Raw genomic sequence first — 25,982 nt, 5'->3', positions numbered from 1 at the left:
AGCGGGCCGGCGCGGCAAACGAACAAAAAGAAGGATGCTTATTCGATCAGGAGGCGGATGCGCGGCGGGGCGTCTTGAACGGCGCCAATAGCCTGGGCACGCTTTCCCGTAGGAAGCTGGTGAACGCATCCGCGCAGGGGGGCAGCACCCTGGCTTTATCCCGCAGTTCGAAATAGTCCATTTCCACGGTCGGATCGACGATCGGCTCGAGCTTGACGGGCCAGTTCCGGCACGAGTTGATCGCCGTGGTGGGGATGATCGCGACCCCGCGGCCGGCGGCGGCCATGCTGATCTGTGTATCGATGAAATTGACCAGGTCGCGCGGGCCTTGGGAGCGGCCGGCTTCCGCCAGATGGCCGGCCACGATCTGCTGGAACGGGTAGTCGGCGGGCAATCCGATCAGCGGCGCGTCGACCAGGTCGGCCCAGCGTTTGGGCGTGCGTCCGATCTGGAAGCGCGGCGCGGCCGACGCCAGGACGAGAGTGAATTTGAAAAGACTGGTCCGGATCGATCCGGTCGGCCTGACGAACATGCCCAGGCCGATGTCGATGCTGCCGGCCTGCACCAGCCTGTCGATGTTGCCGAGGTCCGTATCGACCACGTGGACGTGAACGCGCGGATTGGCTTTCTCGAACTCCGCGATGAGGGGCACGATCAGGTGCGCGCACGCCGTGGGCGGCGCGCCGACGGTCAGGCGCGTCGTCTGGTCGCGGGCGAGCACCGCCAGCCGGCGATCCGGTCCACAGCCGCGTGTGGACGCTGCTTGGCCTGCCGTGCGTGAACGTGCCGGGCATGACAGGCCCGACCGGCATGCCGGTGGGCATTCAACTGGTCGGCCGGAAAGGCAGCGAACGGCGCCTGCTCGCGATTGCCGGCGCCGTCCACCGGATCATCGCGGAAGGATAAAACTGATCCTTGCGTTCGGGCGGTGCGAGCCGGGTACGCCGACTCAAGGCCAGGGGAGGTCATTGATCGCGCACGCGTCTTCGAGGCGAGGCGCCGAGCGCGTCATTGATCATTTGTTCCCAGAGCGGTTGTTTAGGAACCAAGTCGACCAGGAAGTTGATCAACGCGCGGGCGGGAGCCGACGTCCGGTTCTGCGGAGGATAGACGATCGAAATATCCGGCCCTACCGTCGTATAGTTCTTGAGCACGATGACCAGATGGCCGGAGGCAACCGATTGCGCCGCCACGAACGTCGTCATCGTCGCGATGCCGCAGCCGTTCAAGGCCGCGTCGAGCAGACCGTCCGCGGTGCTTATATTGATCGGTCCGTGCACGGGGCGCCAGCGCTCGACTGCGTCTTCGACATAGCCCCATTCTCTGTATCGGCCCGTTTGTGCGTTGAAGTACCCAATGCATCGGTGGCCGGATAGCTCGGCCGGTGAGCTCGGTTCGCCATGGCGAGCCAGGTAATCCGGCGAAGCGCAAGTGATGAATCGGGTGCGGCAAAGCCGCTTGGCGACGAGCTTGGTATCCCTCACGTGTCCGACGCGGATCGCGACGTCGATATTTTCTTTCGTCAGATCGTATTGCCTGTCGTCCAACTGGAGATCGATCACCAGTTCGGGATAGCGCTGCATGAAGGCCGGCAGGGCTGGGATGACGACGTGCTTGCCGAAGCCGACGGGGCACTGCAGCCGCAATCGCCCGCGCGGCGTAGTCCGTCCCTTGCTGACGGTCGAGACAGCCATTTCCATGTCGGCGAGCAATTGTCTGCAGCGCACGTGGAATTCCGCGCCATCCGAAGTCAGTTTGACCCCTCGTGGCGATCTGGTCATCAGCTTCACTCCCACCCGGCTTTCGAGCCGGGTCAGCGCGCGGCTGACGCCGGATGCCGTCAGGCCGAGGCGCGACGCGGCTTCGGATAGGCTCAGATGGTCCGCCACCTGCACGAATATGGCTATTGTTGAGAAATCCATGGTTGCTCGTTAGGCAATTCTTAGTTGCTTGGCAGTCTATGGCTATAGGCCGGCCCGAAAAGTATTCTGCATCAAACGGGAGGTCATCATGAATCTGACACGTCGCAGTACTTTGCTGGTCGCCGGGCTCTTCGCAACCACGATGGGATTCGCCGCGCATGCCGAGGAGTCCTATCCCTCGCGTCCCATTCGAATGGTGGTGCCCTGGCCAGCCGGAGGGGGAGTTGATGCCGTAGCGCGGCTCCTTTCCCAGAAGCTGGCCGAGGTGCTGCGTGTTTCCGTCATCGTGGACAACCGGGCTGGCGCCGCCGGACTGATCGGCACCGATCAGGTCGCCCGTTCCGCGCCGGATGGCTACACGCTGCTGATGGGCAGCCTCGGACCCAATTCCGTAAACGCCAGCCTTTATAAGAGCATTCCCTACGACGCCATCAAGGACTTCACGCCGATATCGCTGGTAGGAATCGGCCCCTATCTGGTTGCCGTCAACACGGATTTGCCTGCCAAAAACCTAAAGGAATTGGTGGACGTTGCGAACGCGAATCCCGGCAAGTTCAACTACGGTAGCGGCGGACTGGGCTCCCCCACGCATCTGGCTGCGGAGCTTTTCAAAGTGGTTACCAAAACAGACCTGTCCCATATCCCCTACAAAGGCTCTGCGGGGGTGACGACTGCCTTGAGGGCTGGCGAGGTCCAGGCCGGGTTCATCAGTCTGCTGGAATACTTGCCGTTGCGGCAGGCCAGCAATGTGCGCGCCTTGGCCATCGCCTCCTCCGCAAGGAATGAGTTGCTTCCCGACCTGCCCACCTCAGCGGAGGCCGGAGCGCCTGGTTATGAGTTCGGCACCTGGTGGGGAGTGATGGCTCCGGCAGGGGTGCCACCGCAGATCGTGACAAAACTGAACTCGGCGGTGCGGCTGGCGCTGGACGATGCGGAACTCAAGCAGAAGTTCGTCAAGATGGGAGTGATGGCGAATGGCAGCACGCCCGAGGAGTTTTCCTCGTTCCTGAAGAAAGACATCGAGAAATGGGCGAATGTCATTCGTACGGCCAAGATCGACAAGCAATGATGCAGTCCAGTTTTTCGCCCGCAGAGGGTTTCGGCAAAGCCGTCTGCGGCAGCTTCGCGGCGCTTCGCTTCGACGACATTCCTGACGATGTCATGGCCCGACTCAAGCTGTTCCTGCTGGACTCTATCGGCACTGTGGCGGCCGGCGTCTTCGCTCCCGGCGTCGAGGAACTTGCCCGGCGCCTCGCGAGATGGGAGTCATCGGGCAGCGCGACCGTCCTGGGGCGGGGCCGTCGGGTTTCTCCTCCGTCCGCAGCCATGGTGAATGCCGCCGCTGCGCATGCATTGGACTTCGACGACCAACACGATCCCACTCGAGTCCATTCGTATTGTTGTGTCGTTCCTGCGGTGCTGGCGACCGCCGAGGACCTGGGCAATGTTTCGGGCGAGGCGATATTGGAAGCCGTCGCCTGCGGCGTGGAATTCCATGCGCGTCTCGGCGATGCCTGCATGGAGAGTTTCGAGCGCGGCTGGATGCCGACTGTAACCTTCGGTACGCTGGCCTCTGCAATGGCCGCCGGAAAGATCCTCGGGCTGGATGCCGACGGCTTGGCGAACGCCGTGGGGCTTGCTTACCACCAGGCCAGCGGCAATGGCCAGGCGCGAACGGACCAGACCCTCGCCAAGCGCCTGGGGCCGGGCTTCGCTGCGCGATCAGGTGTGCTGTCTGCCTTTCTCGCCGCGGACGGCGTGACGGGACCTCACCGCGCCCTGGAGGGGAGGGACGGCCTGTTTCGGCTGTACCTGGACGGGCGAGCGGACGCCTCAAGATTGCAGGCCGGCCTGGGAACGCGATGGTACGTCAGCGAGTTCAGCATGAAACCGTATCCGGGCTGCCGCTGCAATCATACGGTGATCGACATGGGTACTCGATTACATGCCGAAAAGCTCGACCCCGAGGCTATTGAGCGCGTGCAGATATATCTGGGCGAGGTCAACTACAGCACGGTCCAGGGTAAGTACGATCCGGAACTTGGATCCCAGGTTCATGCCCAGTTCAATGCCGCCTATAACCTCGCCCGAGCCATCATCGACGGCGGCGTGAGCCTCGCTTCTTTCTCGGACGAGGCTATCCGTGACGAGCGTGTGGCGTCGCTGGCGGCTCGCATCGACGCGTTCGTCGACCCGGGCATCCCCGTCAACGCCACGGGGCCGGCGCGTTTGAAGGTATTTCTGCGGGATGGCGGAGAGATCGAGTTATCCCGCGACACGATGCCCGGCAGTCCCGCTCGCCCGCTTTCCGTCAACGCGGTCAGACGGAAATTCGAAGATTGCGTCGTTCATGGGCTGGGCGCCGATACGGACAAGGTGCAAGAACTTGCTTCGTGCATTCTCGATATTGAACATTCGAACATTGAGTGTCTCGTGGCGGCGTTTCCCGCGGGACAGAACGAAGCAGGCAAAGGAGGTGAGTTTGAGATCCATGCGGTTTGAATTGATCCGTGCGGGACGGTCGGAATTCCGCACGCTCGACCTGTGTCGCGTGGTGATCGCCGGCTGGACTGGAAGGGATCCGGCCAAGGTGCGGGAACACATCTGGGAACTAGCCTCCCTGGGCGTGGCGCCCCCGCGCGCCACCCCGTGCTTCTATCGCGTCGGGCTGGAGTTGCTGTCTACAGCATCCAGCATCGATTGCATTGGCGACCAGTCGAGCGGAGAGGCCGAGTTCATCATCGTCGTGGACGAAGCCGGCGCCTGGTGGGTCGGATTGGGTTCGGACCATACGGATCGCCATGTCGAGACTTACTCGATTCCTGTCTCCAAACAGATCTGTCCCAAGCCGGTGGCGAGTGCGCTGTGGGCATACGAGGAAGTCGCCGACCATTGGGATGCGCTCGAGTTGCGTTCCTGGGTCGACGACGGCGCGGGTCTCACGCTGTACCAGGAAGGCACTCTTGCCGGCATGCTCGATCCCCGGCAGACGGCCCGGGCCTACGTCGAGCAGGGCCATGGCGAGATTGGCCCCGGCACGCTCATGTTCGGCGGCACGTTCGCGGCACTCGGAGGCATCCGTCCTCGGCAGCGCCTCAGGATGGAGTTGCGCGATCCGATCCACGAACGCGGTCTCGTGCTCGACTACGAGACGCGTTGGCTACCTTTCCAGGAGAGCTGAATGGCCGTGACCAAGGTTCACAATGAATTCCATACGCTCGATATGAGCGATGGCTGGCGACTGCCGGCGGGCTACGATCCGGCCTCGGGCGCCGTCGAGAAAATCCTGTCCGGCTCGCTGGACGAGCTGAACAAGCTGGGCAGCCGGACGCGGCTGCTGCGTTTTCCTCCGGGTTTCCACACCAGTGAGGCAATCGTCCACGACTATTGGGAAGAGGTATTCCTGGTTTCCGGCGATTTAACCGTTGGAAATGATGCGGATGGAAGCGGCGGCACGCCCTTTGCTGGCTACACCTATGCCGTGCGTCCTCCCGGGGCCTGGCATGGGCCCTTCAAGTCGACGGGCGGGTGCCTGCTGCTGGAAATCCACTACTACGATCCAGCTTAGCCATGCCGAATACCATTCGCGGATTCGGGGCGCTGTTGCGTGCAAGGCAATGCTCCAGCCTTGAGCTGGCCGGCGCATGTATCGACCGCATCCACGATCCTGCCGGCGAGGGGCCGAGGGCGTTCATCGGCGGGCCGAGCGTCCGGGCCATGGCCCAGGCGGAGGCCGCCGATCGCCTCATTCGAGATGGCAAGGGCGGGCCTTTGTCCGGCATACCTGTGTCCGTCAAGGATTTGTTCGATGTCGAAGGGGAAACAACCCGAGCCGGATCGCGTGTGCTCGATCGCGGTCCCGCGATTCAGGACAGCCCGGTGGTGGCGCGTTTGAAAGATGCGGGAGCCGTTATTGTCGGCCGTACCAACATGTCGGAGTTCGCGTTTACGGGTGTAGGAATCAACCCCCACTACGGAACGCCCCGCAATCCCTGGGACCGGTCGGTCGGCCGTATCCCCGGGGGCTCGTCTTCAGGAGCGGCCGTAGCCGTCGCCGACGGTATGGCGGTCGCATCCATCGGCACCGATACGGGAGGTTCCTGCCGCATTCCGGCGGCATTGTGCGGGCTGGTCGGCTTTAAACCTACCGCTGGCGCCATACCGGACGCAGGCATGGTGCCGCTTTCCAGGAGCTACGACGCCGTGGGGTCGCTGTGCCGTTCGGTGGACTGTTGCGACTTGCTCGACCAGGTGCTGCGTGGCGAGACGCCCGCGCCGTTGGAGGCCGTCGCATTGGGCAGCGTGCGCATCGGTATTCCTCTTGGCTTGGCGCAGGACGAACTCGACGAGGAGGTCTCCGACGCTTTCATGCAGTGCCGCGCTGCGCTGCTACGGTCGGGTGCGCAGCTTGCCGACTTGCGCCTGGCCTCGTTCGATCGTTTGAATGAACTGGCCGCGCATGGTGGAATCGTTGCCGTGGAAGCCTTCGCCTGGCATCGCGATCTGCTCGTCGACCGTGGCGCAGATTACGATCCGCTCGTGCTCCGCCGGCTGACGGCTGGCGCGGCGTGCTCGGCGGCAGATTATTGCTGGTTGTTGCGGCGTAGGGAGGAGCTGCGTACCGCCTACCTCCGGGAGATGGCCGACTACGACATTCTGGCTATGCCCACCGTTCCCATGGTGGCTCCCCGCATCGACTCGCTGGAGGACACGGACGAGTTCTATCGAGTCAATCGGCTGTTGCTGCGTAATACGTCGCCGGCGAATGCCTTCAATACCTGCGCGATATCGCTGCCGATGCCGCGTGGCAGGGCCCAGGCGCCGATCGGCATGATGCTGATGGGAAAGCCTGGGCAGGATCGCCGGATGCTTGCCATTGCCCAGGCTGTGGCTCGGGTGATCGGTTGAGCGCACCGTAGTGTTGAACTGGTGGGGTCCCGTCCTCGATCAGCGCGCGGTCGACCGCAGCAGCGCGGCCTTGTCGGTGGCTTCCCAGCTGAACTCCGGCTCCGAGCGGCCGAAGTGGCCGTAGGCGGCCGACTTCTGGTAGATCGGGCGCAGCAGGTCCAGCATGTTGACGATGCCCTTGGGACGCAGGTCGAAGTGCTCGCGCACCAGCCTGGCGATCTGCTCGTCGGGGATGACGCCGGTGCCGTAGGTATCCACCGTGATGTTGATCGGCTCGGCCACGCCGATGGCGTAGCTGACCTGGATCTGCGCGCGCGTGGCCAGGCCGGCGGCGACGATGTTCTTGGCCACGTAGCGCGCGGCATAGGCTGCCGAGCGGTCTACCTTGGAGGGGTCCTTGCCCGAGAACGCGCCGCCGCCGTGCGGGCATGCGCCGCCATAGGTGTCGACGATGATCTTGCGCCCGGTCAGCCCGCAGTCGCCCTGCGGGCCGCCGATGACGAAGCGGCCGGTGGGGTTGACCAGGTAGCGGGTCTTGTCGGTGACGAGGCCTTCGGGGAAGGTCTTCTTGATGATCTCTTCGATGACGGCTTCGCGGATGGTTTCCTGGCTGACCTCGGGCGAGTGCTGCGTGGACAGCACCACGGTGTCGACCTCGACCGGCTTGCCGTCGGCGTAGCGGAACGTGACCTGCGACTTGGCGTCGGGGCGCAGCCACGGCAGCCGGCCGTCCTTGCGCAGTTCGCTCTGGCGCTGCACCAGGCGGTGCGAATACCAGATCGGCGCGGGCATCAGGTCGGACGTTTCGCTGCACGCATAGCCGAACATCAGGCCCTGGTCGCCGGCGCCCTGGTTCAGGTAGTCGTCCGAGGCGCGATCCACGCCCTGGGCGATGTCGGGCGATTGCTTGTCGTAGGCGACCAGTACCGCGCAGCCCTTGTAGTCGATACCGTAGTCGGTATTGTCGTAGCCGATGCGCTTGATGGTGTCGCGCGCGACCTGGATGTAGTCGACGTTGGCGCGCGTGGTGATTTCGCCGGCCAGCACCACCAGGCCGGTATTGCAGAGCGTTTCGGCCGCGACGCGCGACGTCGGGTCCTGCTCCAGGATGGCGTCCAGGATGGCGTCCGAGATCTGGTCGGCGACTTTGTCGGGGTGACCTTCGGAGACGGATTCCGAAGTGAAGAGGTAAGAGTTGTTTGCCACTCGATAGTCCTTTGAAAGCTGACCGGCGCACACGCCGGCTATCGGTTCCGCGGCGTGTTGCACGTAGGGTCCAGGACCTGTTGCGAGCAGCGACGCTTTAGCGGCATTTATGCGCGCACCGGAAAAACCCGGCACCGCGATCGCCCCGCAAGTTGTCTGTTAACTCGGCGATCTCTTCCATTTTAGGGGAAAATACGGAGAGCAGGGGGTTTCCGCATGTTATTGACGCTTTATCGATTGCTGGCGCGGCTGCCGCTCGGGTGGCTGCATGGAATGGGCCGGATGCTGGGGCGGGTGGTCTACCGAAGCTCCGCCGAATATGCCGAGCGGCTGCGCGCCAATGCCGCGCTGGCCGGCTACCGGGACGAGGAATTCGCCCGCCGCGCCGCCGAGTCCGCCGGCGAGGGCGCGCTGGAGATCCCGCGCGTCTGGTTCAAACCCGACCAGGCTCTGGCCCAGTGCCGCTCCGACGACTGGGACGTCGTGCAGCAGGCGCACGACGAAGGCAAGGGCATCCTGCTCCTGACGCCGCACCTGGGCTGTTTCGAAGTGGCGGCGCGCTACTGCGCGCATCGTGGCGGCCCGATTACCGTGCTGTACCGCCCGCCGCGCAAGGCCTGGATGGCGCAATTGGTGGAAGGGGGCCGGCGCGGCCCCAATCTCGACACCGCGCCCGCCAACCTGCAGGGGGTGCGCCAATTGGTGCGCGCGCTGCGGAGGGGCGAAGCCATCGGCATCCTGCCCGACCAGGTTCCCGGCAACGGCGAAGGTGTCTGGGCGCCGTTTTTCGGCAAGCCGGCTTTCAGCATGGTGCTGCCGGGGCGCCTGGCGGCCCAGACCGGGGCGGCGGTGGTGCTGGTGGCGGCCGAGCGCCTGTCCGGCGCCCAAGGCTGGAAGATCCATTTTGCGCGGCTGCCCGGGCCCGTGCCCGAGACCGCCGAGGATCAGGCGACCTGGGTCAATGCCGGCATGGAGGCCATGATCCGCCGCTGCCCCGAGCAATACCTGTGGGGCTACAACCGCTACAAGGCCCCAAAAGGGGAGCCTCCCCCTATGCGCTGACGCGCGCCCGGCATGGTGGACCCCCAGCCGCTGCGCCCTGGGTCGGGCAGCGCGTTGTCTTGTGAGTTTTCCTCACAGTCCTCCCCGACTTATTCGATTGAGCGCGGCTCGCGCCGTGCGCATGATCTCTCCACCGGCAAGCCATCGCGCCGGACCACGGAGAGAGCATGCTTTCATCATTCACTGTCCTGGATTTGACCTGGGTGCTCGGCGGCCCGTTCGCCGGCCAGTTGCTGGCGCAACTCGGCGCCGAGGTCATCAAGATCGAGCCGCTCGAAGGAGACCTGTCCCGCCAGGTATCGCGGCATGCCATGGAGTTCGAGGGCGATCCGGGATTTTTCCTGTCGGTCAACCGCGGCAAGTCCAGCCTGGCGCTGGACCTCAAGCACCCCCAGGGCCGCGAGGTGTTCTACGACCTGGTGCGGCGCAGCGATGCCGTGCTCTACGGTTTCGCGCCCGACGTGCCCAAGCGGCTGGGGCTGGACCGCGACACCTTGTTGTCCATCAATCCCAAGCTCTGCATCGCCCAGCTGATCGGCCTGCATGACCAGCCGCCGTATGCCAGCGCCCCGGCCTTCGACCTGATCGTCCAGGCGCTCAGCGGCCTGATGAGCGTGACCGGCGAGCCCGGCGGCCGGCCGGTGCGGGTGGGCTACCAGATCGCCGACCTGGCCGGCGGGTTGTACCTGGCGCTGGCCTGCGTGGGCGGCATGCTCAAGGCGCTCAAGTCGGGCCGCGGCGACCTGGTGCAGGTCTCGCTGCTGGATTGCCAGCTCGCGCTGCTGACCTGGCAGGCGCAGAACTATTTCCTGTCGGGCGAGGTGCCCACCGCCAACGGCGCGCGCCACCCGGTCATCGCGCCCAGCGACATCTATCCCTGCCTGGACGGCCGCTTCATCGCGGTCTCGCCTACCGGCCAGCAGTTCTGGCAGACCTTTTGCGCAGCCATCGGCCGCACCGACTTGGCCGAGGATCCGCGCTTCCGGCTGGCCAAGGACAGGGTGGAGAACGTCGAGGCGCTGACCGCCATCCTGAACGAAGTATTCGCCGCGCGCGCCTCGACCGACTGGGCCGAACACCTGTTCGCCTCGCGCGTGCCGGCGGCGCCGGTGAACAGCGTGGCCGACGCGGTCGAGCAGCCGCTGGCCCGGCTGCGCGCCATGGTCGAGGAGATCGGGCATCCGCATTCGGGCCGGACCATGCGCTTCCTGGGCAATCCGTTCAAGTACGCGGGGGCCGAGCCCCTGTCCTATCCCCCGGCGCTGGGCGCGGATTCGCGCGCCACGCTCCGGCGCCTGTGCGGCTACGACGATGCCGCCATCGACCAGCTCGTTCAACAGCGTGTCATTTCCGAAGGAGGACCAGCATGACGCGACCCAGCGAAGTCAAGCCCCGCGAAGGGGATCTGCCCGCCGCCCTGTTCAAGGATTGGCAGATCGGCGCGGAGTTTCCCGAACTGCACTTCACCATCACGCCGGAGGTGATCGACGAATATCTCTCGGTGGTGAGCGGCACGCCCGGGGCCTACGTGATCGACGGCCGGCGCGCCGCGCCGCCCAACGTGGTGGCGGTCTATCTGATGGCGGTGATGTACCGCAAGTATCCGCCGCAGCAGGGCGGCATCATGATAGGCAATACCTTCTCTTTTCATCACCCGATCTGGGCCGACGAAGAGACCGAGGTCATCGGCTCGGGCCGGCTCGAAGACAAGTACGAGAAGAAGGGCCGCAAGTACATCTGCTATTCGGTCGAGTTCCGGCGCGCCGACGGCCAGAAGCTGACCAGCATCGTACACACCTCCGCTTTTCCCGAATGAGGACGCCATGGAACGCACCATCCCGCAGACCCAGGAAATGTTCGACGCCTACGGCCGCCTCAACGGCGACAACGACATCCTGCACTACGACGACGACTATGCGCGCGAGCGCGGCTTTCGCGGCACGCTCGGGCATGGCCTGATGTACCTGGGCTACGTGGCCGACCTGGCCGCGCGCAAGTACGGCAAGGACTGGCATTATCGCGGCGAGATCTCGGTCAAGTTCATCGCGCCGGTCTGCCCGGGCGACGAACTGAAGGTCTCGATCGACGACGACGGCCAGGCGCAGTGCGAATCGCAGTTCGGCAAGACCTTGGTGGGCTACGCCAAATTGGTTTAGCCCCCCCTACGCGCTTACGCGCGCCCCTCAAGGGGCTCTACTTGCGGACCGGCAAAGCCGGATCCGCTGTGCCCTGGGTCAAACCCAACGCGCTTGGTGGGTTAGGGCGTGGATAATGGGGAGGTTGAAGGTACATGAGGGAGTCGCGATGGCTGACCAAGCTGCTGAGGGGCCTTATACGCATACGGGATACTCGGATGCGACGTCGGTGCGGGTGCGGGGCAAGGACCTCGTCAATGAGTTGGTGGGGCATTGCAGCTTTACCGAGATGCTGTATTTCCTGACTTGCGGACGCATGCCGCAGGCGGGGCAGGTGCGGGTGCTGGATGCGTGCCTGGTGACGCTGATGGAGCATGGGCTGACGCCCAGCGCCGTGATTGCGCGCCTGATGGCCGATAGCGTGCCGGAGGAGCCCCAGGTGGCGGTGGCGAGCGGGCTGCTGGCCATCGGCAGCGTGTTCGCCGGCACGACCGAGAATTGCGCGCGCCTGTTGCTGGAGATCGAGGCCGCGGCGCCGGCCGAGGGGCTGGAGCAGGCCATGGAGACGCGGGTCGGCCAGTTGAGAAGCCAGCGCCTGCCGGTGCCGGGTTTCGGCCACGCCACGCACAAACCCGACGATCCGCGCACGCCGCGGCTGCTGCAGGTCGCGCGCGAGGCCGGCCTGGCCGGCCGCTACGTGGCGCTATTGGAGCAACTGAGCGCCGTGGTCGATCGCGTCTACGGCCGCCACCTCACCATCAACGCCACCGGCGCGATGGGCGCGCTGTTCCTGGAGATCGGCATTCCGATCGAGGCGATGCGCTGTTATTCGGTGGTGTCGCGCGCCGGCGGCCTGGTCGGCCATCTGCTCGAAGAGCGCGCCGTGCCGTCGGCGCGCAAGATCTGGCAGATGAGCAAGCAGGTCGCGCCCTATCGCGAACCGCCCGAGAGCGCGTAGCGGTTCCGGACGCCCGCGCCAGGGCCGATGCGGGCGGCCTCAGCGGCGGTGGCGCGCGCCCAGCACCTCGACGCAGAGGCGGTCGGATTCGTCGCCCTGCTCGCACAGCCAATCGGTGAAGTCGTCCAGCAGCGCGCGGTGCGTGGTGTGCGGCGATGCGATCAGGTAGTAGCTCGGATCGTAGACGCGCGGCGCGCCCAGCGGCGCCTCCAGCCGTCCCGCGGCAATGTCGTCGATCGCCAGCGGCTCCGGGACCAGCGCGATGCCCAGCCCATCGACCGCGGCCTGCTGGGCGAAATACATTTCTTCGAACATCAGCAGCCCGGCCGGCGTCACGGCTTCCAGGCCGGCCGCGGCGAACCATTGTTCCCAGGCATGCGGATGCGTGGACGCGTTGATCAGCGTGTGCCGAGCCAAGTCATGTCCGCCGCGGATGGGCGCGCGTTCCAGGATCTCGGGCGCGCACACCGCCACGAGGTTGGTGCGCAGGAATTCGCGGCTGTCGAAGCGGGCCAGCGGCACGGGCAGACGGCGGATCACCGCATCGAGCTCGGGCAGCGCCATGGACTCCACCGGCGCGATGCTGGTGGTCAGGCGCAGCTCCACTTCGGGATGCTGGCGCTGGAAGCCCGACATGCGCGGAAGCAGCCATTTCATCGTGAACGTGGGTGGGGCATTGATCGCCAGCACCACCCGGCCGGCCTTGCGCGTCAGCGCGTAAGTGGACAGGGCGATGCGGTCGAGCGCCGGGCCGACCTCGGCCAGCAGCGTGCAGCCTTCGTCGGTGAGCTGCACCTGGTGGTTGAGCCGGCGGAACAGCAGCAGGCCCAGATGGTGTTCGAGCGCCGCGACCTGCCGGCTGACCGCGCCGTGCGTGACGCAAAGCTCACTGGCGGCCTTGGTGAAGCTCAGGTGCCTGGCGGCGGCTTCGAAGGCGCGTATGGCGTTCAAGGGGGGTAAACGGCGCATTGTTTGTGATGAAAACTCACACTCCCATGAGATTAAATGGATTGTGCCCGCATCGCTTCTTCAACACATTAGGGGCTGACCCTCCCAGGCGGGTTGCCCCGATAACAACCATTCCGGAGACACCGATTATGACGGTCCGCGCTTTTCTCGCCAGGCGAGCCTGCCTGCTTTCCGTGTGTGTGTTCTCGTTCGCGGCGCTGCCCGCGGCGGCGGCGTATCCCGACAAGCCTCTGCGCATCATCTGCGCCCATGCGCCCGGCGGGGCGGCCGACCAGCTTTCGCGCATCGTCGCCGATCGCCTGGGCCATGAGCTGCACCAGACGGTCATCGTCGAAAACCGGCCGGGCGCCAGCACCATGCTCGCGGCCGAGCAGGTCGCGCGCTCGCCCGGCGACGGCTACACCCTGCTGATGGCCACCGTGACGACGCTGTCGATCAACCCTTATCTGTACGGCCAGCTGCGCTACGACGCGGTGCAGGATTTCGAGCCCGTCACCGTCGTGGCCTCGACCCCGTTCTTCCTGGCGGTCAACGCCGGCGTGCCGGCCGCCACCGTGCCGGAACTGGTGGCGCTGGCCAAGCGCGAGCCGCGCAAGCTCAACGTCGGCTCGTCGGGCAACGGCACCTCGTCGCACCTGGCGGCCGAACTGTTCAACGACATGGCGGGCGTGCAGACCGTGCACGTGCCCTACAAGGCGACCGCCACGCGCAACAACGAACTGGCCGCGGGCGTGATCCAGATGGTGTTCGGCAACGATGTCATGCCCATGGTCCAGGCAGGCAAGGCGCGGGCCTTGGCGGTGACCTCGGACAAGCGCCTGTCCGGCTACCCCGACATCCCCACCGTGGCCGAGAGCGGGGTGCCCGGCTTCGAGGCCAGCGTCTGGTACGGGCTGGTGGCGCCCAAGGGCACGCCGGCCGCCATGGTGCAGACATTGCACGCCGCGCTGGCCAAAGTCCTGGCCAAGCCCGAAGTCAAGCGGCAGGTCATGACCTCGCTGGGCGGCGACGTCGTGGCCAACACGCCCGAGGAGTTCGCCACGCTGATCCGCAGCGACGGGGAAAAGTGGAGCAGGGTGATCCAGCGGGCCGGAATCAAGGTGACGGAATAGGGCGTGCGCCGAGGGCCGCATTACTGCGGCGTGGCCGACCTTCCCAGCGCATCCTGGATGGCCGTCATCAGCGAGCGGACCCGGATGGGTTTGGCGCAATGGGCATCGAAGCCGACCTCCATCGCCATCTGCAGATCCTGCTGGCGGGAAAATGCGGTCAGCGCGACCGTGGGCAGGCGGACGCGGCCTGCCTCGCGCTCCTGCTGGCGCAGGTCGCGCAATAGCTGGTAGCCGTCTTTGCCGGGCAGCCCGATGTCGCTGATCAGCAGGTCCGGCCGGCGCTGGTTCAATTGCGTCCAGGCGTCTTCGTAGCTGACCGCCATGCGGGGCCTGGCGCCGCGCTCCTGCAGCAGGATGCTCAGCACCTCCCGGGCGTCGTCATCGTCCTCCACGACCAGGATGTCCAGGTTGGCGAGGTGCCGATGCGTGTCGGCCCGGATGTCCGGTGCCGGTTCGTCGGGCTGTTCGCTGCGTGCGGCGCCGGAGGGCGCATCCAGCGCGGGCAGACGGATGGAGAAGGTGGCGCCCAGACCTTCGCCGGCGCTGTAGACCGATGCCGTGCCGCCATGCAGTTCGGCCAGGTGCCGCACGATGGACAGGCCGAGTCCCAGGCCGCCGTGCTTGCGGTTGTTGGGCGAGGCGTCCTGCGTGAAGCGGTCGAACACGTGGGGAAGGAAATCGGCGGAAATGCCCTTGCCCTGGTCGCGCACCGACAACGCCAGTTCGTCGTGGGCCAGGGTGGCCGACAGCACGACTTCGCCGTGGTCGGGCGAGAACTTGATGGCGTTGGACAGAAGATTCCACAGTATCTGCTGCAACCGGTCTGCGTCGAGCCAGAACTTGCGGCCGCCGTCCGGCGGCAGGTCCAGGGTGAGGCGCACGTGCTTCTTCTCGACCAGCGGCTGAACGCTCTGCACGGCTTCGCGCGCCACCTCCAGCGGATCGGCCATGCTGCGCTCCAGCGTCATCTTGCCGACGTTGAGCATGGAGACGTCCACCAGGTCGGATATGAGCCGCTGCTGCAGCTTGATGTTGTGGTCGATGCTTTCGATGCCGCGCCGGGTCTCGGGCGTCTTGGCGCGCAGGCCCAGGAACTGGGTCCACATGGCGATCGCGTTCAGCGGCGTGCGCAATTCGTGCGACAGGATGGCGATGAAGTCGTCCTTCATCCGGTTCAGGCGCTCGATGCTGCTGCGCGCCGCCTGTTCGCGTTCCAGCAGCTTTTCGCGGTGGGCTTCGAGCTGCACGCGTTCGGTCACGTTGGAGATCACCGCCACCTTGGTGCCGTTGTCCAGCGGCGCCGAGATGTTCCATTCGAGATGGACGACCGCGCCGCCGCTGTCCAGCAGCGGCAGCGTGCCCTGCCACCCCGATGGATGCACGGTGCGGGTGGCGGTGCGTACGCGTTCCGCCCATTCGGCCGGAGCGAACTGCGCTACTTCGTGATTCAGAAGCTGTGCGGCGGTGCGGTCCAGCAGCGACAGGAGCGCAGGGTTGACCTCGGCGAGCCGGCCCTGCGGATCGAGCAGGCAGATGCCGCCCACTGCCTGGTTGTAGATGGCGCGAAAGCGCGCCTCGCTTTGGCGCATTGCCAGTTCCGCATCGCGGGCGCGCAGCAGGGCGGCCACGGTGGCCAGCAATACGGCCGGCTCGGCCGGGTGGGTCAGGTAGGCATTGGCGCCTGCCTCCAGTCCCTGGACCTTGTCGGTATCGCGGACGTGAGCGGCGGACAGGTGCACGACCGGCAGGCTGGCGGAGTCGGGCTGGGCGCGCAGCGCGCGACAGACCTCGAAGCCGTTCATGTCGGGCAGGTGCACGTCCAGCACGACGGCCGAGATGCCCGACTGGGCGAGCTGCAGGGCCTGGGCGCCGGTCTCGGCCTCCGCGGTGCCGAAGCCCGCCGTACGCAGCGTCCGCGCGGTCGCATAGCGCGTGACGGGATTGTCGTCGACTACCAGCACGGTGTAGACCGCGGATGCGTGGTCAGCCATGTTCCGGACCTCCGGCAGCATCGCGGTCCGGCTTCAATCGCATCGGCACCGTGGCGCGAAAGACCGAGCCTTTGCCCGGTTCGCTCTGGAAACTCACCGAACCGCCCAGGGCCTCGGCCAGGCGTTTGCTCAGCGCCAGCCCCAGCCCCGTGCCGCGGAAACGCTTCTGCAACGGCGAGTCGATCTGGACGAAGTCGTGGAAGACGGCGCCTTGCAATTCTTGGGGAATGCCGATGCCGGTGTCCGCGACGGCGAAGGTGGCGGTGCCGTTGCCTTCATTGCGGGCCGACACGCGGACCTCGCCGCGAGGCGTGAATTTCAGCGCATTGGAAATGTAGTTGCGCAGGATCTGCGACAGCTTCCGGTCGTCGCTGAACAAGGGCGGAAGTCCGGAAGGCTCCTCGAAAATCAGGGCGACCTCCTGGTTGGTCAGCACCGGCTTGAACATGCCCCGCAGCGCGCTGAACAGGTCGACCAGGTCGAACCACGCCGGCGAGATGTCGATGCGGCCGGCCTCCATCTTCGCCAGGTCGAGCAGGTCGTCGACCATGTCGGAAAATTCCGCGGTGGTGGACTGGATGAACCGGACCTGCCTGGCCTGTTCCTCGGTCAGCGGGCCATCCACGCGATCCGCCAGAAGCCGGGCGATGCTCTGGATCGACACGATGGGGGTGCGGAACTCGTGGCTCATGTACGCGAGGAAGCGGCTTTTCAGTTCCGTGGCCTGGCGCAATTGCTCGGCCTGGGTGTCCAGCTCCGCATAGAGCGCCAGCACGCCGCGGTTGGTTTGCTCCAGCTCGGTGCGCAAGGCGTCGCATTCCGCCGTCTTGGCATCCAGGGCCGCTCGCAGGCCGGGGGTCTCGAGAGGCTCCATTCAATGCTCCTGTAGCCGTATGACGATGAGGGTGGTGTCGTCCCGGCCCCGCGTGTACCCGCGCAGGATGAAAGCGGCGATGATGGCCGGATGGTGGTGCAGGATGTCGGGCTGTCCGTCCAGCGTCCAGCGCGACGTGATGCCGTCGGAGTACAGGACCAGCACCGCATGCGGCGGCCAGGCCGCGCGCTGTTCGGCGACGGTGCGGATCTGCAGGCCGACCGTGCCGTTCTGCGAGACCAGGGATTTGTCGTACAGCCCCGAAACGAAGCGCGCGGTGACGTTGCCTATGCTCGCGTAGCGGACCTCCCGGGAGCCGGCGTCCGCATCCAGGGCCGCGGCCGCCGCGCCGCGGGTGGTTCGCAGCGCCGCATGGGCGCGGGTCAGATAGGAGGCGGGGCCGCTCCAGGCTTGTTCCGCAAAGCAGTCCAGCGCCGCATCCGATGCCTTGGCGGCCTCGATGCCGTGACCCAGGCCGTCTGCCAGGACGGCCCGCACGCCGCGGCCATCGGCAAGAACGCGCCAGCCGTCGCCGCTGACCCGTTCGCCGGGAGCGGCTACGCACAGTCCCGCTGCGATGAATCCGGCCGTCGGCGTGCCCGAGATGTGGAAGCGGGCGAACACGATCGTGCCCTCCGCGGCGCTGGAATGCAGGTCGAAGACGTGGGCGAGGCGGCGGATCGCGCCCAGGCCGCCTCCGAGCGTCCCGGCGGTGGAGTAGCCGTCGCGCACGCATGCTGCCGCATCGCTTATCCCGGGGCCTTCGTCCATCGACAGGATATCGAGGCAGATGCCCCCGCCCAGGTCGGCCAGCCCCATCAGCAGCCGGCCCTGGCGGGCGTGCTTGACCAGGTTCGAGCCCAGTTCGGTGACGACCAGCGCGACCTGTCCGGCCAGCACGTCGTCCGCGCCTTGCGCGACGGCTTCGGCCACGGCCCAGCGCCGCGCCTCTCCGACCCGGCTGGCGTCCGTCACCGGAAAGACGGCATGGGGCCTCATGTCATTTCCAGCGCGTGATGGAGACGCGCGTGCCCTCGCCAAGCCTCGAGTCGATGTCGAATTCGTGGACCAGGCGCTTGCTGCCGGACAGGCCCATGCCCAGTCCGGCGCCGGATGTCCAGCCGTCGGTCATGGCCAGCTGGATGTCGGGTATGCCCGGACCGCTGTCCTCGAAGTGCAGGCGCAATCCCTTGCGCAGGCCGTTCGTCAGGATCTCCCAGCGCATGTCGCCGCCGCGGCCGTAGACGATGGCGTTGCGCGCCAGTTCGCTCGCGGCCGTGATGAGCTTGGTCTGATCCACCAGCGAGAACTTCAGGTCGGCTGCCAGCCGGCGCACCGTCTGCCGGCTGAGCACGACGTCGCGCTCGTCGTGCAGCGGCATGCTGCCGGAGGTGTCGTCATCGGCCAATTGGGCGCCCCTTGTCAGCGGCCTGCAGGATCTGCATGCCGCGCTCGACATTCAGCGCGGTGCGCACGCCGTCGAGCGACAGTCCCAGTTCGACCAGGGTGATGGCGACCGCGGGCTGGATGCCCACCACGACGGTCTGGGCGTCCAGCAGCCGCGAGATGCCCGAGATGCCGATCAGCATGCGGCCGATGAAGGAATCGACCATGGTCAGCGCCGAGATATCGATCAGCACCCCCGATGCGCCGGTGTCGACGATGCGCGACGCCAGGTCGTCCTGCAACTGCAGGGCGGTCTGATCGTGCATCTCGACCTGGATGGTCACCAGCAGGATGGCGCCCATCCGCAGGATAGGGATTCTATCCATGGGCGGCTCAATCCTGGACGCGGGCGATGGTATGCCCGGTCATGCGCAGCGCGACGGCCAGGGCATCGGCCAGGGTGGCCTTGGTGGCGATGCCTTGCAGGTCTATGCCCAGGTGCACGATGGTCTGGGCGATCTGGGGCCGGATGCCGCTGATGATGCTCTCGGCGCCCATCAGGCGCAGCGCGGTGACGGTCTTGAGCAAGTGCTGGGCGACCAGCGTGTCGACGGTGGGAACGCCGGTGATGTCGATGATGGCCAGTTCCGAGCCGGTCTGCACGATGCGTTCGAGCAGCGATTCCATGACCATCTGGGCGCGGCTGCTGTCCAGCGTGCCGATGATGGGAACGGCCAGCACGCCTTCCCACAGCTTGATGACGGGCGTCGACAGTTCGAGCAGTTCGTCCTGCTGGCGCGAGATGATGTCTTCGCGCGTTTGCTGGTAGACGGCGAGGGTCCATTGCGCCATGCGGTCCACGATGGCCGAAATATTCCACAAGGCCTGGATCTGCTCATTCTTGCCGAGTTCTTCGCGTTGCAGCAGGTCGAACAGCGGACGCTTGAGCGACAGGACGAAGGCGCTGGTATCGGCCGCGGTGCTGCTTTGCGCGGCGCGCGAGGCGGACAGGCGGGCCAGGCTGTCGCGCAGTTCGGCCCAGGTCGCGTTTTCGAAATCGGCGGCATCGCCGTCCTCGCGCAGTGCGCGCAGCAGATGGCCGTAGAGTTCGGCTTGTTCGCCTTGCAGGGACGCCGCCGTGCGGCGCGAGCCTTGCGCGATCGCCGCGTACTCGGTTGCCCAGCCCTGCACTATTTCGTCCTGTTTCTGTTCCAGGAAGCGAATGATCGTGGCATTTTCTTGACGCATGTGGAATCCCGGAAAAGTGGCAGATCATTCTACGCCGACGGCCCTCTGCCGGCGGCGGAGAGCGGAAACAAAACGAGTGATTTGTTACGGTTTTCCGAAGCGGCCGCCGGCGCGGGCGCGCAGGGCTGCTTCGGAGGGGCGGGCGGGGGTTACGCTGCGTCCTGCAGCAGCGCCCCCAGCCCGTGTTCCATCGCGTGCTGCGAGACGACCAGCTCCAGCCGCAGCATGGCCCGGGTCGCGCCTACGAACAGCTTGCGCGCCGTACGTTCGTCGAGCTGGTCGAAGTCCACCTCGGTAAATACGACGGCCGGCGCGGCCTGCCCCTTGAAGCGGTAGACCGAGTCCATGAGCACTTCCCCGGCCGAGAACTCGGGCTTGCCGAACAGGTCGTAGCGGCCGGTGAAGGTGCGCATGGCATGCGGACCGAGTTGCGGCTGGCTCAGCAGCGCGGAACTGTCGCGCCCGCGAAAGCTGACCACGGCGATGTCCGAGCGCTGGAAGCCCGCGGCGAGGCATTGCGAGATGGCCTTCTTGGTCTGGGCCAGCAGTTCCGCTTCATTGCCGTAGACCTGCACATGCAGGCCGCCGGCCGCAATGGGGCCGCGCGCTTCGATGCGCTGCGCGTCCGGCACGAGCCGGTTCAGCAGCTTGATGATGCTGCGCGGGCTGCGGTAGTTGCGGTCGGCGCGCAGCGCGACCCACCCCGGCAGGTGCACGGGCGGCTTGCCATACAGGTTCTGCATCGGGTCTTCGAGCCAGATCATGCGGGCGTGGGGACGCGCGTGGCGCAGCACCTGGTCGCGCCATTCGTCGGTGAAGTCCTGGCCTTCGTCGACGATGATGGTGTCGAAGCGCAGCGAGTCGGGCACCTGTTCGCGGGCCGCGCGCGCCACGAGGGTGGCGAAGGCGTCCGGACCGGTGAAATCGACCGGCTGGCCGGCGGCGTGCAGGACCTTGTCGCACAGCGTGTGGAAGGTGCAGGCCAGGCCGCCTTCGGGCGCGATGCTGTTGAAATGATCGGCCAGCGGCCGGTTGAAGCAGACGTACAGCGGCCGGCGGCCGGCGTCGATCGCCGCGCGGAATTCGGCTTGCGACAGCTGGGTCTTGCCCGAGCCCGCCGTACCTACCACGCGCAGCCGGAACGGCTCGAACTCCAGCCGCCGCGCCCAATGGGCCAGGCCGCCCGAGATCCGGGTCACCATGGCGCGGGCCTGGCCGATCAGCGCATTGGCGTCCGGCTCGAGCTGGATGATGTCGTCCAGGAAGCGTTTGACTGGCGCTGCCGCCGGCGTCGCCGCGGCCTGCGGCAGCGCCAGCTGGATCACGGCGCACAGCCGGTCGCGCTCGCTGGCGTCGACGATGCGTTCGGCCGCCAGTCCCGCGGTCTCGGGATGGCGCACCGTGTAGTCGGGACAATAAAGCAGGTACTCGACCCGGACCGCGTCCAGGTGCGGCCGGCGCGCGAGCCGGCCGCGCAGCACCGCCAGCTGGCGGCCGATCTGCACCGGCACGTTGGTGCTGTGGCTGGGGTATTTCTTGAACAGGCCTTCCGGCGTTTCTTCCAGGAAACCGCTCAATTGCTCCACCAGCAGCAGGTCGCCTGCGGCATTGACGACGGCGAAGTCGATGTCGCCGTATACCGAGAAGCCGCGCTCCACGTTGGTCCAATGGACGGCGTGGTAGACGGTGTACGAATCGGGCAGCCCCCGTTCGAGCACCGCCAGGGTCTCGATTTCGCGTCGGGCGGCGCCGGTGGCGCTGACCTCGCGCCAACCGTCGGGGACGATCCTGGCCATAGTGGCAAATTCCAGTAAAGCGGCGGATCGCCAGGATACCAAGCCTTGGCGGCCCGGCACGCGAGGCTTCGGGCGATGGGGGAGCGATATAATCCATCCATGACTTGGCACTTCACCAAAATGCACGGCGCGGGCAACGATTTCATCGTCCTGGACGGCGTGCGGCAAGAGATTAGGCTGACTGCCGAGCGCGCGCGCAAGCTCGCGCATCGGCAGTTCGGCATCGGCGCCGACCAGATTCTGCTGGTGGAGCGGCCCACGCGCGCCGATGCGGATTTCCGCTATCGCATCTTCAACGCCGACGGCGGCGAGGTCGAGCATTGCGGCAACGGCGCGCGCTGCTTCGTGCGCTTCGTGCACGAGCAAGGGCTGACCGACCGCAACCCGGTGCGCGCCGAGATCTGCACCGGCATCATCGTGTTGAACGAGCAGGACGACGGCGAAGTCAGCGTGGACATGGGCCGCACCAGCTTCGAACCGGCCGCCGTGCCGTTCGATCCGACCGGCCTGACGCCGCGTCCCGACGGGCAGGACAGCCTGTGGCCGCTCGACGTGTCGGTGCCCGGCGAGCCGGAGAAAACGGTGTGGGTGTCGGTGGTCGGCATTTCCAATCCGCATGCGGTGCAGGTGGTCGATAACGTCGACACCGCGCCGGTCGCCGGAATCGGACCCCGCGTCGAGAGCCATCCGCGCTTCCCGCGCCGGGTCAACGCCGGCTTCATGCAAATCGTCGATCGCCACGACATCCGCCTGCGCGTGTACGAGCGCGGCGCGGGCGAAACCCTGGCCTGCGGCACGGGCGCGTGCGCGGCGGTGGCCGCCGGCATCCGCCGCGGCCTGCTCGACTCGCCGGTGCGGGTGCAGACCCGCGGCGGCGTACTGACCATCGCCTGGGACGGCGAACAACTGCTGATGACCGGCCCGGCCGTCACCGTGTTCGAAGGCACGATAGACATCGATCGCCTGCTGGGCTGACCGCGCTGCGGGCCGCCCGGCCCTGGCCATACGCAACGACATATTCCGGAAGATCCATGGACGCCAACGAAGTCGCGCAATACCTGCGGGAAAATCACGATTTCTTCGATCGCCACGCCGAGCTGTTCGCCATCATGAAGGTGCCGCATCCGCACGAGGGACGGGCGGTATCGCTGGCCGAGCGCCAGGTGCTGACGCTGCGCGAGCGGACGCGGAGCATGGAGCAGCGCGTGTCGGAACTGGTTCGTGCGGCTTCCGAGAACGAGCATATTTCCGATCGCCTGCTGCTCTGGAGCCGCAGCCTGCTCAAGGCGCGCGATCCGCTGGAGCTGCCCGGGCTCGTGACGGCGGGGCTGGCCGAGACGTTCAGCGTGCCCGACGTGACTTTGCGGATCTGGGGCGAATCGGGTGTCGAAGCCGATGCGCAGGCGCCGTGGCGCGCCGAGGTCTCGGCCGACGCCAAGGCCTTCGCCAATGGCCTGATGTCGCCGTACTGCGGCCCCAACTCGGGCTTCGAGGCGGCCGGCTGGCTGGAGCGCGAAGTGCGTTCGATGGCCCTGATCCCATTGCGCATCGGCATCGCGCCCGAGGCTTTCGGCCTGCTGGTGCTGGCCTCGCCCGATGCCGAGCGGTTCACGCCTTCCATGGGCACCGCCTTCCTGTCGCGCATCGGCGAACTGGCCAGCGCGGCGCTCTCCCGCCTATTGTAATGAAGCCCCCCCCTACGCGCTCCGCGCGCCCCCCAGGGGGCGGCGCTGGCGGACCGGCGGAGCCGGATCCGCTGCGCCCTGGCTGGGATACGGAGCGCGCAGGGGGGGCGCTCATTCCAGCCATGGGGGAATGGCTGGGGCATCTGGAATCGGGGCGGCGGTATTCGGTCCATACGTTGGCTGCCTATCGGCGCGACCTGGGCTGGCTGGTCGAATTGGCGGACGGGCTGCCGCTCGAACATGTGTCGCAGGGCCATGTGCGGCGCTATTTGGGCTTGCTGCATGCGCAGGGCTTGAGCCCGCGCAGCCTGGCGCGCATCCTGGCCACCTGGCGGGGGTTCTACCAGTGGTGGGCGCCGCGCGCGGGCATGGCGGCCAATCCGGCGGCGGGCGTGCGCGGGCCCAAGGTGCCGCGCGGCCTGCCCAAGGCCTTGTCGGTGGATCAGACCCAGGCGCTGCTCGACCACGAACCACCGCAGGCCGGCGAGCAGCGCGGCCAGACCGACGCGCAGCGCTGCGCCATCGCCTTGCGCGACACGGCCATGTTCGAACTGTTCTACTCCAGCGGCCTGCGCCTGGCCGAGCTGGTGGGATTGGATACCGCCTACGTACGCGCCGCCGGCTACGAATCCGCGAGCTGGCTGGACCTGGAGCAGGCCGAAGTCAGCGTGCTGGGCAAAGGCGGCAAGCGCCGCATCGTGCCGGTCGGCAGCCAGGCCTGCACGGCCTTGCGCGCCTGGCTGGAGGCTCGGCCGGTGCTGGCCGCGGCGGCGGGCGCGGATGTCCATGCGCTGTTCCTGGGCCTGCGCGGCCGCCGCGTCTCCACCCGTGTGGTGCAGGCCCAGTTGGCGCGGCGCGGCCAGTCCGCCGGCGTGCCGACCCACGTGCATCCGCACGTGCTGCGCCACAGCTTCGCCAGCCACGTGCTGCAGTCCGCCGAGGATTTGCGCGCCGTGCAGGAAATGCTGGGGCACGCCAACATCTCCACTACCCAGATCTATACCCGGCTGGATTTCCAGCACCTGGCCAAGGTCTACGACAAGGCCCATCCCCGCGCGGGACGCGACAAAAAAAACCCCCACGCTACGCCTTCGGCTGCGCTGCCCGACGGCAAAAAACCGGACTAGCCCGGCGCACTCCCTGCACAACTCCAATCAAGAAATTTTCCATGAGCGACATCGTCCTGAAGCCCGGCAAGGAAAAGTCCCTGCTGCGGCGCCATCCCTGGGTCTACGCCACCGCCGTGGCGCAGGCCGTCGGCCGGCCCCTCGCGGGCGATACCGTGCGCGTGGTCGACAGCCGCGGGAATTTCCTCGCCTGGGGCGCCTTCAGCCCGGACTCGCAGATCCGCGTGCGCTGCTGGAGCTTTCACGAAGACGAGCGGATCGACGCGGCCTGGATGACGGCGCGCGTGCACGATGCGGTCGCGCGCCGTGCCAGCCTGGCGGCGCGCACCGACGCCGTCCGGCTGGTGTTCGGCGAGGCCGACGCCCTGCCCGGCTTCGTGGCCGACCGCTATGCCGGACAACTGGTCGTGCAGTTCCTGGCCGCGGGCGTGGAACGCTGGCGCGAAGCCCTGATCGACGCGCTGGCGGCCGCCACCGGTTGCGCCGACGTCTACGAGCGTTCCGACGCCGCCGCGCGCGAACGCGAAGGCCTGGCTCCCCGTACCGGCGTGCTGCGGGGAACCGAGCCGCCCGCCGAGGTCGAGATCGTCGAAGACGGCGTGCGCTATGGCGTGGACGTGGCCCGCGGCCACAAGACCGGTTTCTACCTGGACCAGCGCGAAAGCCGCCGCCGGGTGGCGGAACTGGCGGCCCGGGTCGGACCGGGCGCCGCGGTGCTGAATTGCTTCTCTTATACCGGCGGCTTTTCGCTGGCAGCCCTGAGGGCGGGCGCTGCCCATGCCGTATCGGTCGATTCCTCGGCCGATGCCCTGGCTATGGCGGCGCGCAATGCCGTGCGCAACGGCTTGCCCGAAGCCGCTTTCGAATGCCGGGTCTCCAAAGTGGCCGATGCGCAGAAGGCGCTGGCGGCCGAAGGCCGGATGTTCGACATCGTCGTGCTCGACCCGCCCAAGTTCGCGCCCTCGGCCCATCATGTGGACAAAGCCGCGAGGGCCTACAAGGACGTCAATCTGAAGGGCATGAAGCTGGTCAAGCCGGGCGGCTACCTGCTGGCCTTTTCCTGCTCGGGCGCGATCGGCGTGGACCTGTTCCAGAAGATCGTGGCCGGCGCGGCCATCGACTCCGGCCTCGAGTTCGTCCTGCTGGAACGACTGGCGGCCGGCATCGACCATCCGATGCGCATGACCCATCCCGAAGGCGAGTACCTGAAGGGGCTGCTGCTGCAAAGAGTGGCCTGACCGCGAGGCGATGGCGAACGCGCGGAGCACGCGCAGGATGGTCGGACAAGCGCGAGGCCTGTCCTGCCGGACCCCATGCCGCGGAAGCAGGTATGACGAAACTATCCTGCAGGACAATTTCGCCTAGCTTCGCAACGGATCGAGGATGGGTAGAGTCGTGCTTCCGCCGCATGCCTTTCCGCCGAGTCTTCCGTGTCCCGCCACGACAGCGCCTACCGCAGCCTCTTTTCCCATCCGGCCATGATGGCCGAACTGCTGCAAGGCATGGTGCGCCAGGAATGGGTCGCCCAGGCCGACTTCGCCACCCTGGAGCGGCTCAACGCCGAACACGTGGCCCCGCGGGGCAGCCGCCGCCGGGCCAGCGA

26 protein-coding genes are annotated in these 25,982 nt (G+C 66.7%); 15 read left to right on the top strand and 11 right to left on the bottom strand.

What is annotated here, in order from left to right; genetic code table 11:
* Nucleotides 1-46: 46 nt before the first annotated feature.
* Together PIGHUM_RS00445 and PIGHUM_RS00435 are read right to left on the bottom strand one after the other, a co-directional pair.
* Nucleotides 47-721 (bottom strand): LysR substrate-binding domain-containing protein, encoded by a 675-nt coding sequence (locus PIGHUM_RS00445; RefSeq protein WP_160142084.1) that lies wholly within the window; start codon nucleotides 719-721, stop codon nucleotides 47-49.
* Nucleotides 722-965: 244 nt separating this feature from the next.
* A complete protein-coding gene (locus tag PIGHUM_RS00435) occupies nucleotides 966-1,922 on the bottom strand; it encodes a LysR family transcriptional regulator (RefSeq protein WP_124077278.1) in 957 nt (318 codons plus the stop codon).
* 88 nt (nucleotides 1,923-2,010) lie between these two features.
* Between PIGHUM_RS00435 and PIGHUM_RS00430 the strand changes: the two genes are divergently transcribed.
* The 5 genes from PIGHUM_RS00430 to PIGHUM_RS00410 are packed head-to-tail and all read left to right on the top strand — an operon-like array spanning nucleotide 2,011 to nucleotide 6,830.
* Nucleotides 2,011-2,991 carry a Bug family tripartite tricarboxylate transporter substrate binding protein gene (locus PIGHUM_RS00430; protein ID WP_124077277.1) on the top strand — a complete coding sequence of 327 codons (981 nt, stop codon included), beginning with the start codon at nucleotides 2,011-2,013 and terminating at the stop codon, nucleotides 2,989-2,991.
* A complete protein-coding gene (locus PIGHUM_RS00425) occupies nucleotides 2,988-4,424 on the top strand; it encodes an MmgE/PrpD family protein (protein WP_160142083.1) in 1,437 nt (478 codons plus the stop codon). Before PIGHUM_RS00430 ends, PIGHUM_RS00425 begins: the two co-directional genes overlap by 4 nt.
* Nucleotides 4,414-5,103, top strand: a complete 690-nt coding sequence (locus PIGHUM_RS00420) for a DUF2848 family protein (protein WP_124077275.1) — start codon at nucleotides 4,414-4,416, stop codon at nucleotides 5,101-5,103. Before PIGHUM_RS00425 ends, PIGHUM_RS00420 begins: the two co-directional genes overlap by 11 nt.
* Entirely contained in the window at nucleotides 5,104-5,490 is a 387-nt protein-coding gene (locus PIGHUM_RS00415) for a cupin domain-containing protein (RefSeq protein ID WP_124077274.1), read from the top strand.
* A gap of 2 nt (nucleotides 5,491-5,492) precedes the next feature.
* A complete protein-coding gene (locus PIGHUM_RS00410; protein ID WP_124077273.1) occupies nucleotides 5,493-6,830 on the top strand; it encodes an amidase in 1,338 nt (445 codons plus the stop codon).
* Nucleotides 6,831-6,869: 39 nt separating this feature from the next.
* On the opposite strand, the gene metK is transcribed toward PIGHUM_RS00410, so the two are convergent.
* A complete protein-coding gene (metK, locus tag PIGHUM_RS00405; RefSeq protein ID WP_124077272.1) occupies nucleotides 6,870-8,036 on the bottom strand; it encodes a methionine adenosyltransferase in 1,167 nt (388 codons plus the stop codon).
* Nucleotides 8,037-8,252: 216 nt separating this feature from the next.
* Here metK and PIGHUM_RS00400 point away from each other — a divergent pair, with 216 nt between their 5' ends.
* From PIGHUM_RS00400 to PIGHUM_RS00380, 5 genes are all read left to right on the top strand, one after another.
* Nucleotides 8,253-9,098, top strand: a complete 846-nt coding sequence (locus tag PIGHUM_RS00400) for a lysophospholipid acyltransferase family protein (RefSeq protein ID WP_124077271.1) — start codon at nucleotides 8,253-8,255, stop codon at nucleotides 9,096-9,098.
* A 167-nt stretch (nucleotides 9,099-9,265) separates the two neighbouring features.
* Nucleotides 9,266-10,468, top strand: a complete 1,203-nt coding sequence (locus PIGHUM_RS00395; RefSeq protein WP_124077270.1) for a CaiB/BaiF CoA transferase family protein — start codon at nucleotides 9,266-9,268, stop codon at nucleotides 10,466-10,468.
* Nucleotides 10,465-10,914 carry a hotdog family protein gene (locus tag PIGHUM_RS00390; RefSeq protein WP_124077269.1) on the top strand — a complete coding sequence of 150 codons (450 nt, stop codon included), beginning with the start codon at nucleotides 10,465-10,467 and terminating at the stop codon, nucleotides 10,912-10,914. Before PIGHUM_RS00395 ends, PIGHUM_RS00390 begins: the two co-directional genes overlap by 4 nt.
* Nucleotides 10,915-10,921: 7 nt before the next feature.
* Nucleotides 10,922-11,254 (top strand): MaoC family dehydratase, encoded by a 333-nt coding sequence (locus PIGHUM_RS00385; protein ID WP_124077268.1) that lies wholly within the window; start codon nucleotides 10,922-10,924, stop codon nucleotides 11,252-11,254.
* A gap of 148 nt (nucleotides 11,255-11,402) precedes the next feature.
* Nucleotides 11,403-12,191 carry a citryl-CoA lyase gene (locus PIGHUM_RS00380; protein WP_124077267.1) on the top strand — a complete coding sequence of 263 codons (789 nt, stop codon included), beginning with the start codon at nucleotides 11,403-11,405 and terminating at the stop codon, nucleotides 12,189-12,191.
* 39 nt (nucleotides 12,192-12,230) lie between these two features.
* On the opposite strand, the gene gcvA is transcribed toward PIGHUM_RS00380, so the two are convergent.
* The gene (gcvA, locus tag PIGHUM_RS00375; RefSeq protein WP_124077266.1) at nucleotides 12,231-13,160 is read right to left on the bottom strand and encodes a transcriptional regulator GcvA; all 930 of its coding nucleotides are present in this window, start codon (nucleotides 13,158-13,160) and stop codon (nucleotides 12,231-12,233) included.
* A gap of 128 nt (nucleotides 13,161-13,288) precedes the next feature.
* On the opposite strand from gcvA, the gene PIGHUM_RS00370 reads away from it, so the two are divergent.
* Complete coding sequence (locus tag PIGHUM_RS00370) at nucleotides 13,289-14,272, top strand: Bug family tripartite tricarboxylate transporter substrate binding protein (protein ID WP_124077265.1); 984 nt, start codon at nucleotides 13,289-13,291, stop codon at nucleotides 14,270-14,272.
* Nucleotides 14,273-14,292: 20 nt separating this feature from the next.
* Here the strand turns inward: PIGHUM_RS00370 and PIGHUM_RS00365 are convergent, their stop codons facing one another.
* From PIGHUM_RS00365 to PIGHUM_RS00335, 7 genes are all read right to left on the bottom strand, one after another.
* Nucleotides 14,293-16,263: a hybrid sensor histidine kinase/response regulator gene (locus tag PIGHUM_RS00365; protein WP_124077264.1), complete on the bottom strand. Its 1,971-nt coding sequence runs from the start codon at nucleotides 16,261-16,263 to the stop codon at nucleotides 14,293-14,295.
* Complete coding sequence (locus tag PIGHUM_RS00360; protein WP_124077263.1) at nucleotides 16,256-17,137, bottom strand: sensor histidine kinase; 882 nt, start codon at nucleotides 17,135-17,137, stop codon at nucleotides 16,256-16,258. The genes PIGHUM_RS00365 and PIGHUM_RS00360 overlap by 8 nt, the downstream gene beginning before the upstream one ends.
* Complete coding sequence (locus tag PIGHUM_RS00355) at nucleotides 17,138-18,136, bottom strand: SpoIIE family protein phosphatase (protein ID WP_124077262.1); 999 nt, start codon at nucleotides 18,134-18,136, stop codon at nucleotides 17,138-17,140. It lies immediately after the preceding gene.
* A gap of 1 nt (nucleotide 18,137) precedes the next feature.
* The gene (locus tag PIGHUM_RS00350; protein ID WP_246012874.1) at nucleotides 18,138-18,518 is read right to left on the bottom strand and encodes an anti-sigma regulatory factor; all 381 of its coding nucleotides are present in this window, start codon (nucleotides 18,516-18,518) and stop codon (nucleotides 18,138-18,140) included.
* A 16-nt stretch (nucleotides 18,519-18,534) separates the two neighbouring features.
* Complete coding sequence (locus tag PIGHUM_RS00345; protein ID WP_124077260.1) at nucleotides 18,535-18,909, bottom strand: STAS domain-containing protein; 375 nt, start codon at nucleotides 18,907-18,909, stop codon at nucleotides 18,535-18,537.
* A 7-nt stretch (nucleotides 18,910-18,916) separates the two neighbouring features.
* Nucleotides 18,917-19,771 carry an STAS domain-containing protein gene (locus tag PIGHUM_RS00340; RefSeq protein WP_124077259.1) on the bottom strand — a complete coding sequence of 285 codons (855 nt, stop codon included), beginning with the start codon at nucleotides 19,769-19,771 and terminating at the stop codon, nucleotides 18,917-18,919.
* Nucleotides 19,772-19,920: 149 nt separating this feature from the next.
* Nucleotides 19,921-21,567, bottom strand: a complete 1,647-nt coding sequence (locus PIGHUM_RS00335) for a DEAD/DEAH box helicase (RefSeq protein ID WP_124077258.1) — start codon at nucleotides 21,565-21,567, stop codon at nucleotides 19,921-19,923.
* A gap of 75 nt (nucleotides 21,568-21,642) precedes the next feature.
* Between PIGHUM_RS00335 and dapF the strand changes: the two genes are divergently transcribed.
* From dapF to PIGHUM_RS00315, 4 genes are all read left to right on the top strand, one after another.
* Nucleotides 21,643-22,542, top strand: coding sequence for a diaminopimelate epimerase (gene dapF / locus PIGHUM_RS00330; RefSeq protein ID WP_124077257.1), 900 nt, complete (start codon nucleotides 21,643-21,645; stop codon nucleotides 22,540-22,542).
* A gap of 56 nt (nucleotides 22,543-22,598) precedes the next feature.
* Nucleotides 22,599-23,252, top strand: a complete 654-nt coding sequence (locus PIGHUM_RS00325) for a DUF484 family protein (RefSeq protein ID WP_124077256.1) — start codon at nucleotides 22,599-22,601, stop codon at nucleotides 23,250-23,252.
* Nucleotides 23,253-23,374: 122 nt separating this feature from the next.
* A complete protein-coding gene (locus PIGHUM_RS00320) occupies nucleotides 23,375-24,379 on the top strand; it encodes a tyrosine recombinase XerC (RefSeq protein WP_124077255.1) in 1,005 nt (334 codons plus the stop codon).
* Between the two features lie 41 nt (nucleotides 24,380-24,420).
* Nucleotides 24,421-25,617: a class I SAM-dependent rRNA methyltransferase gene (locus PIGHUM_RS00315; protein WP_124077254.1), complete on the top strand. Its 1,197-nt coding sequence runs from the start codon at nucleotides 24,421-24,423 to the stop codon at nucleotides 25,615-25,617.
* The last annotated feature ends 365 nt before the right edge of the window (nucleotides 25,618-25,982 follow it).

The organism is Pigmentiphaga humi (assembly GCF_900606115.1).
In the GTDB taxonomy this organism is placed as follows: Bacteria; Pseudomonadota; Gammaproteobacteria; order Burkholderiales; family Burkholderiaceae_B; genus Pigmentiphaga; species Pigmentiphaga humi.
This window is presented reverse-complemented; position numbering and strand designations above follow the sequence as displayed.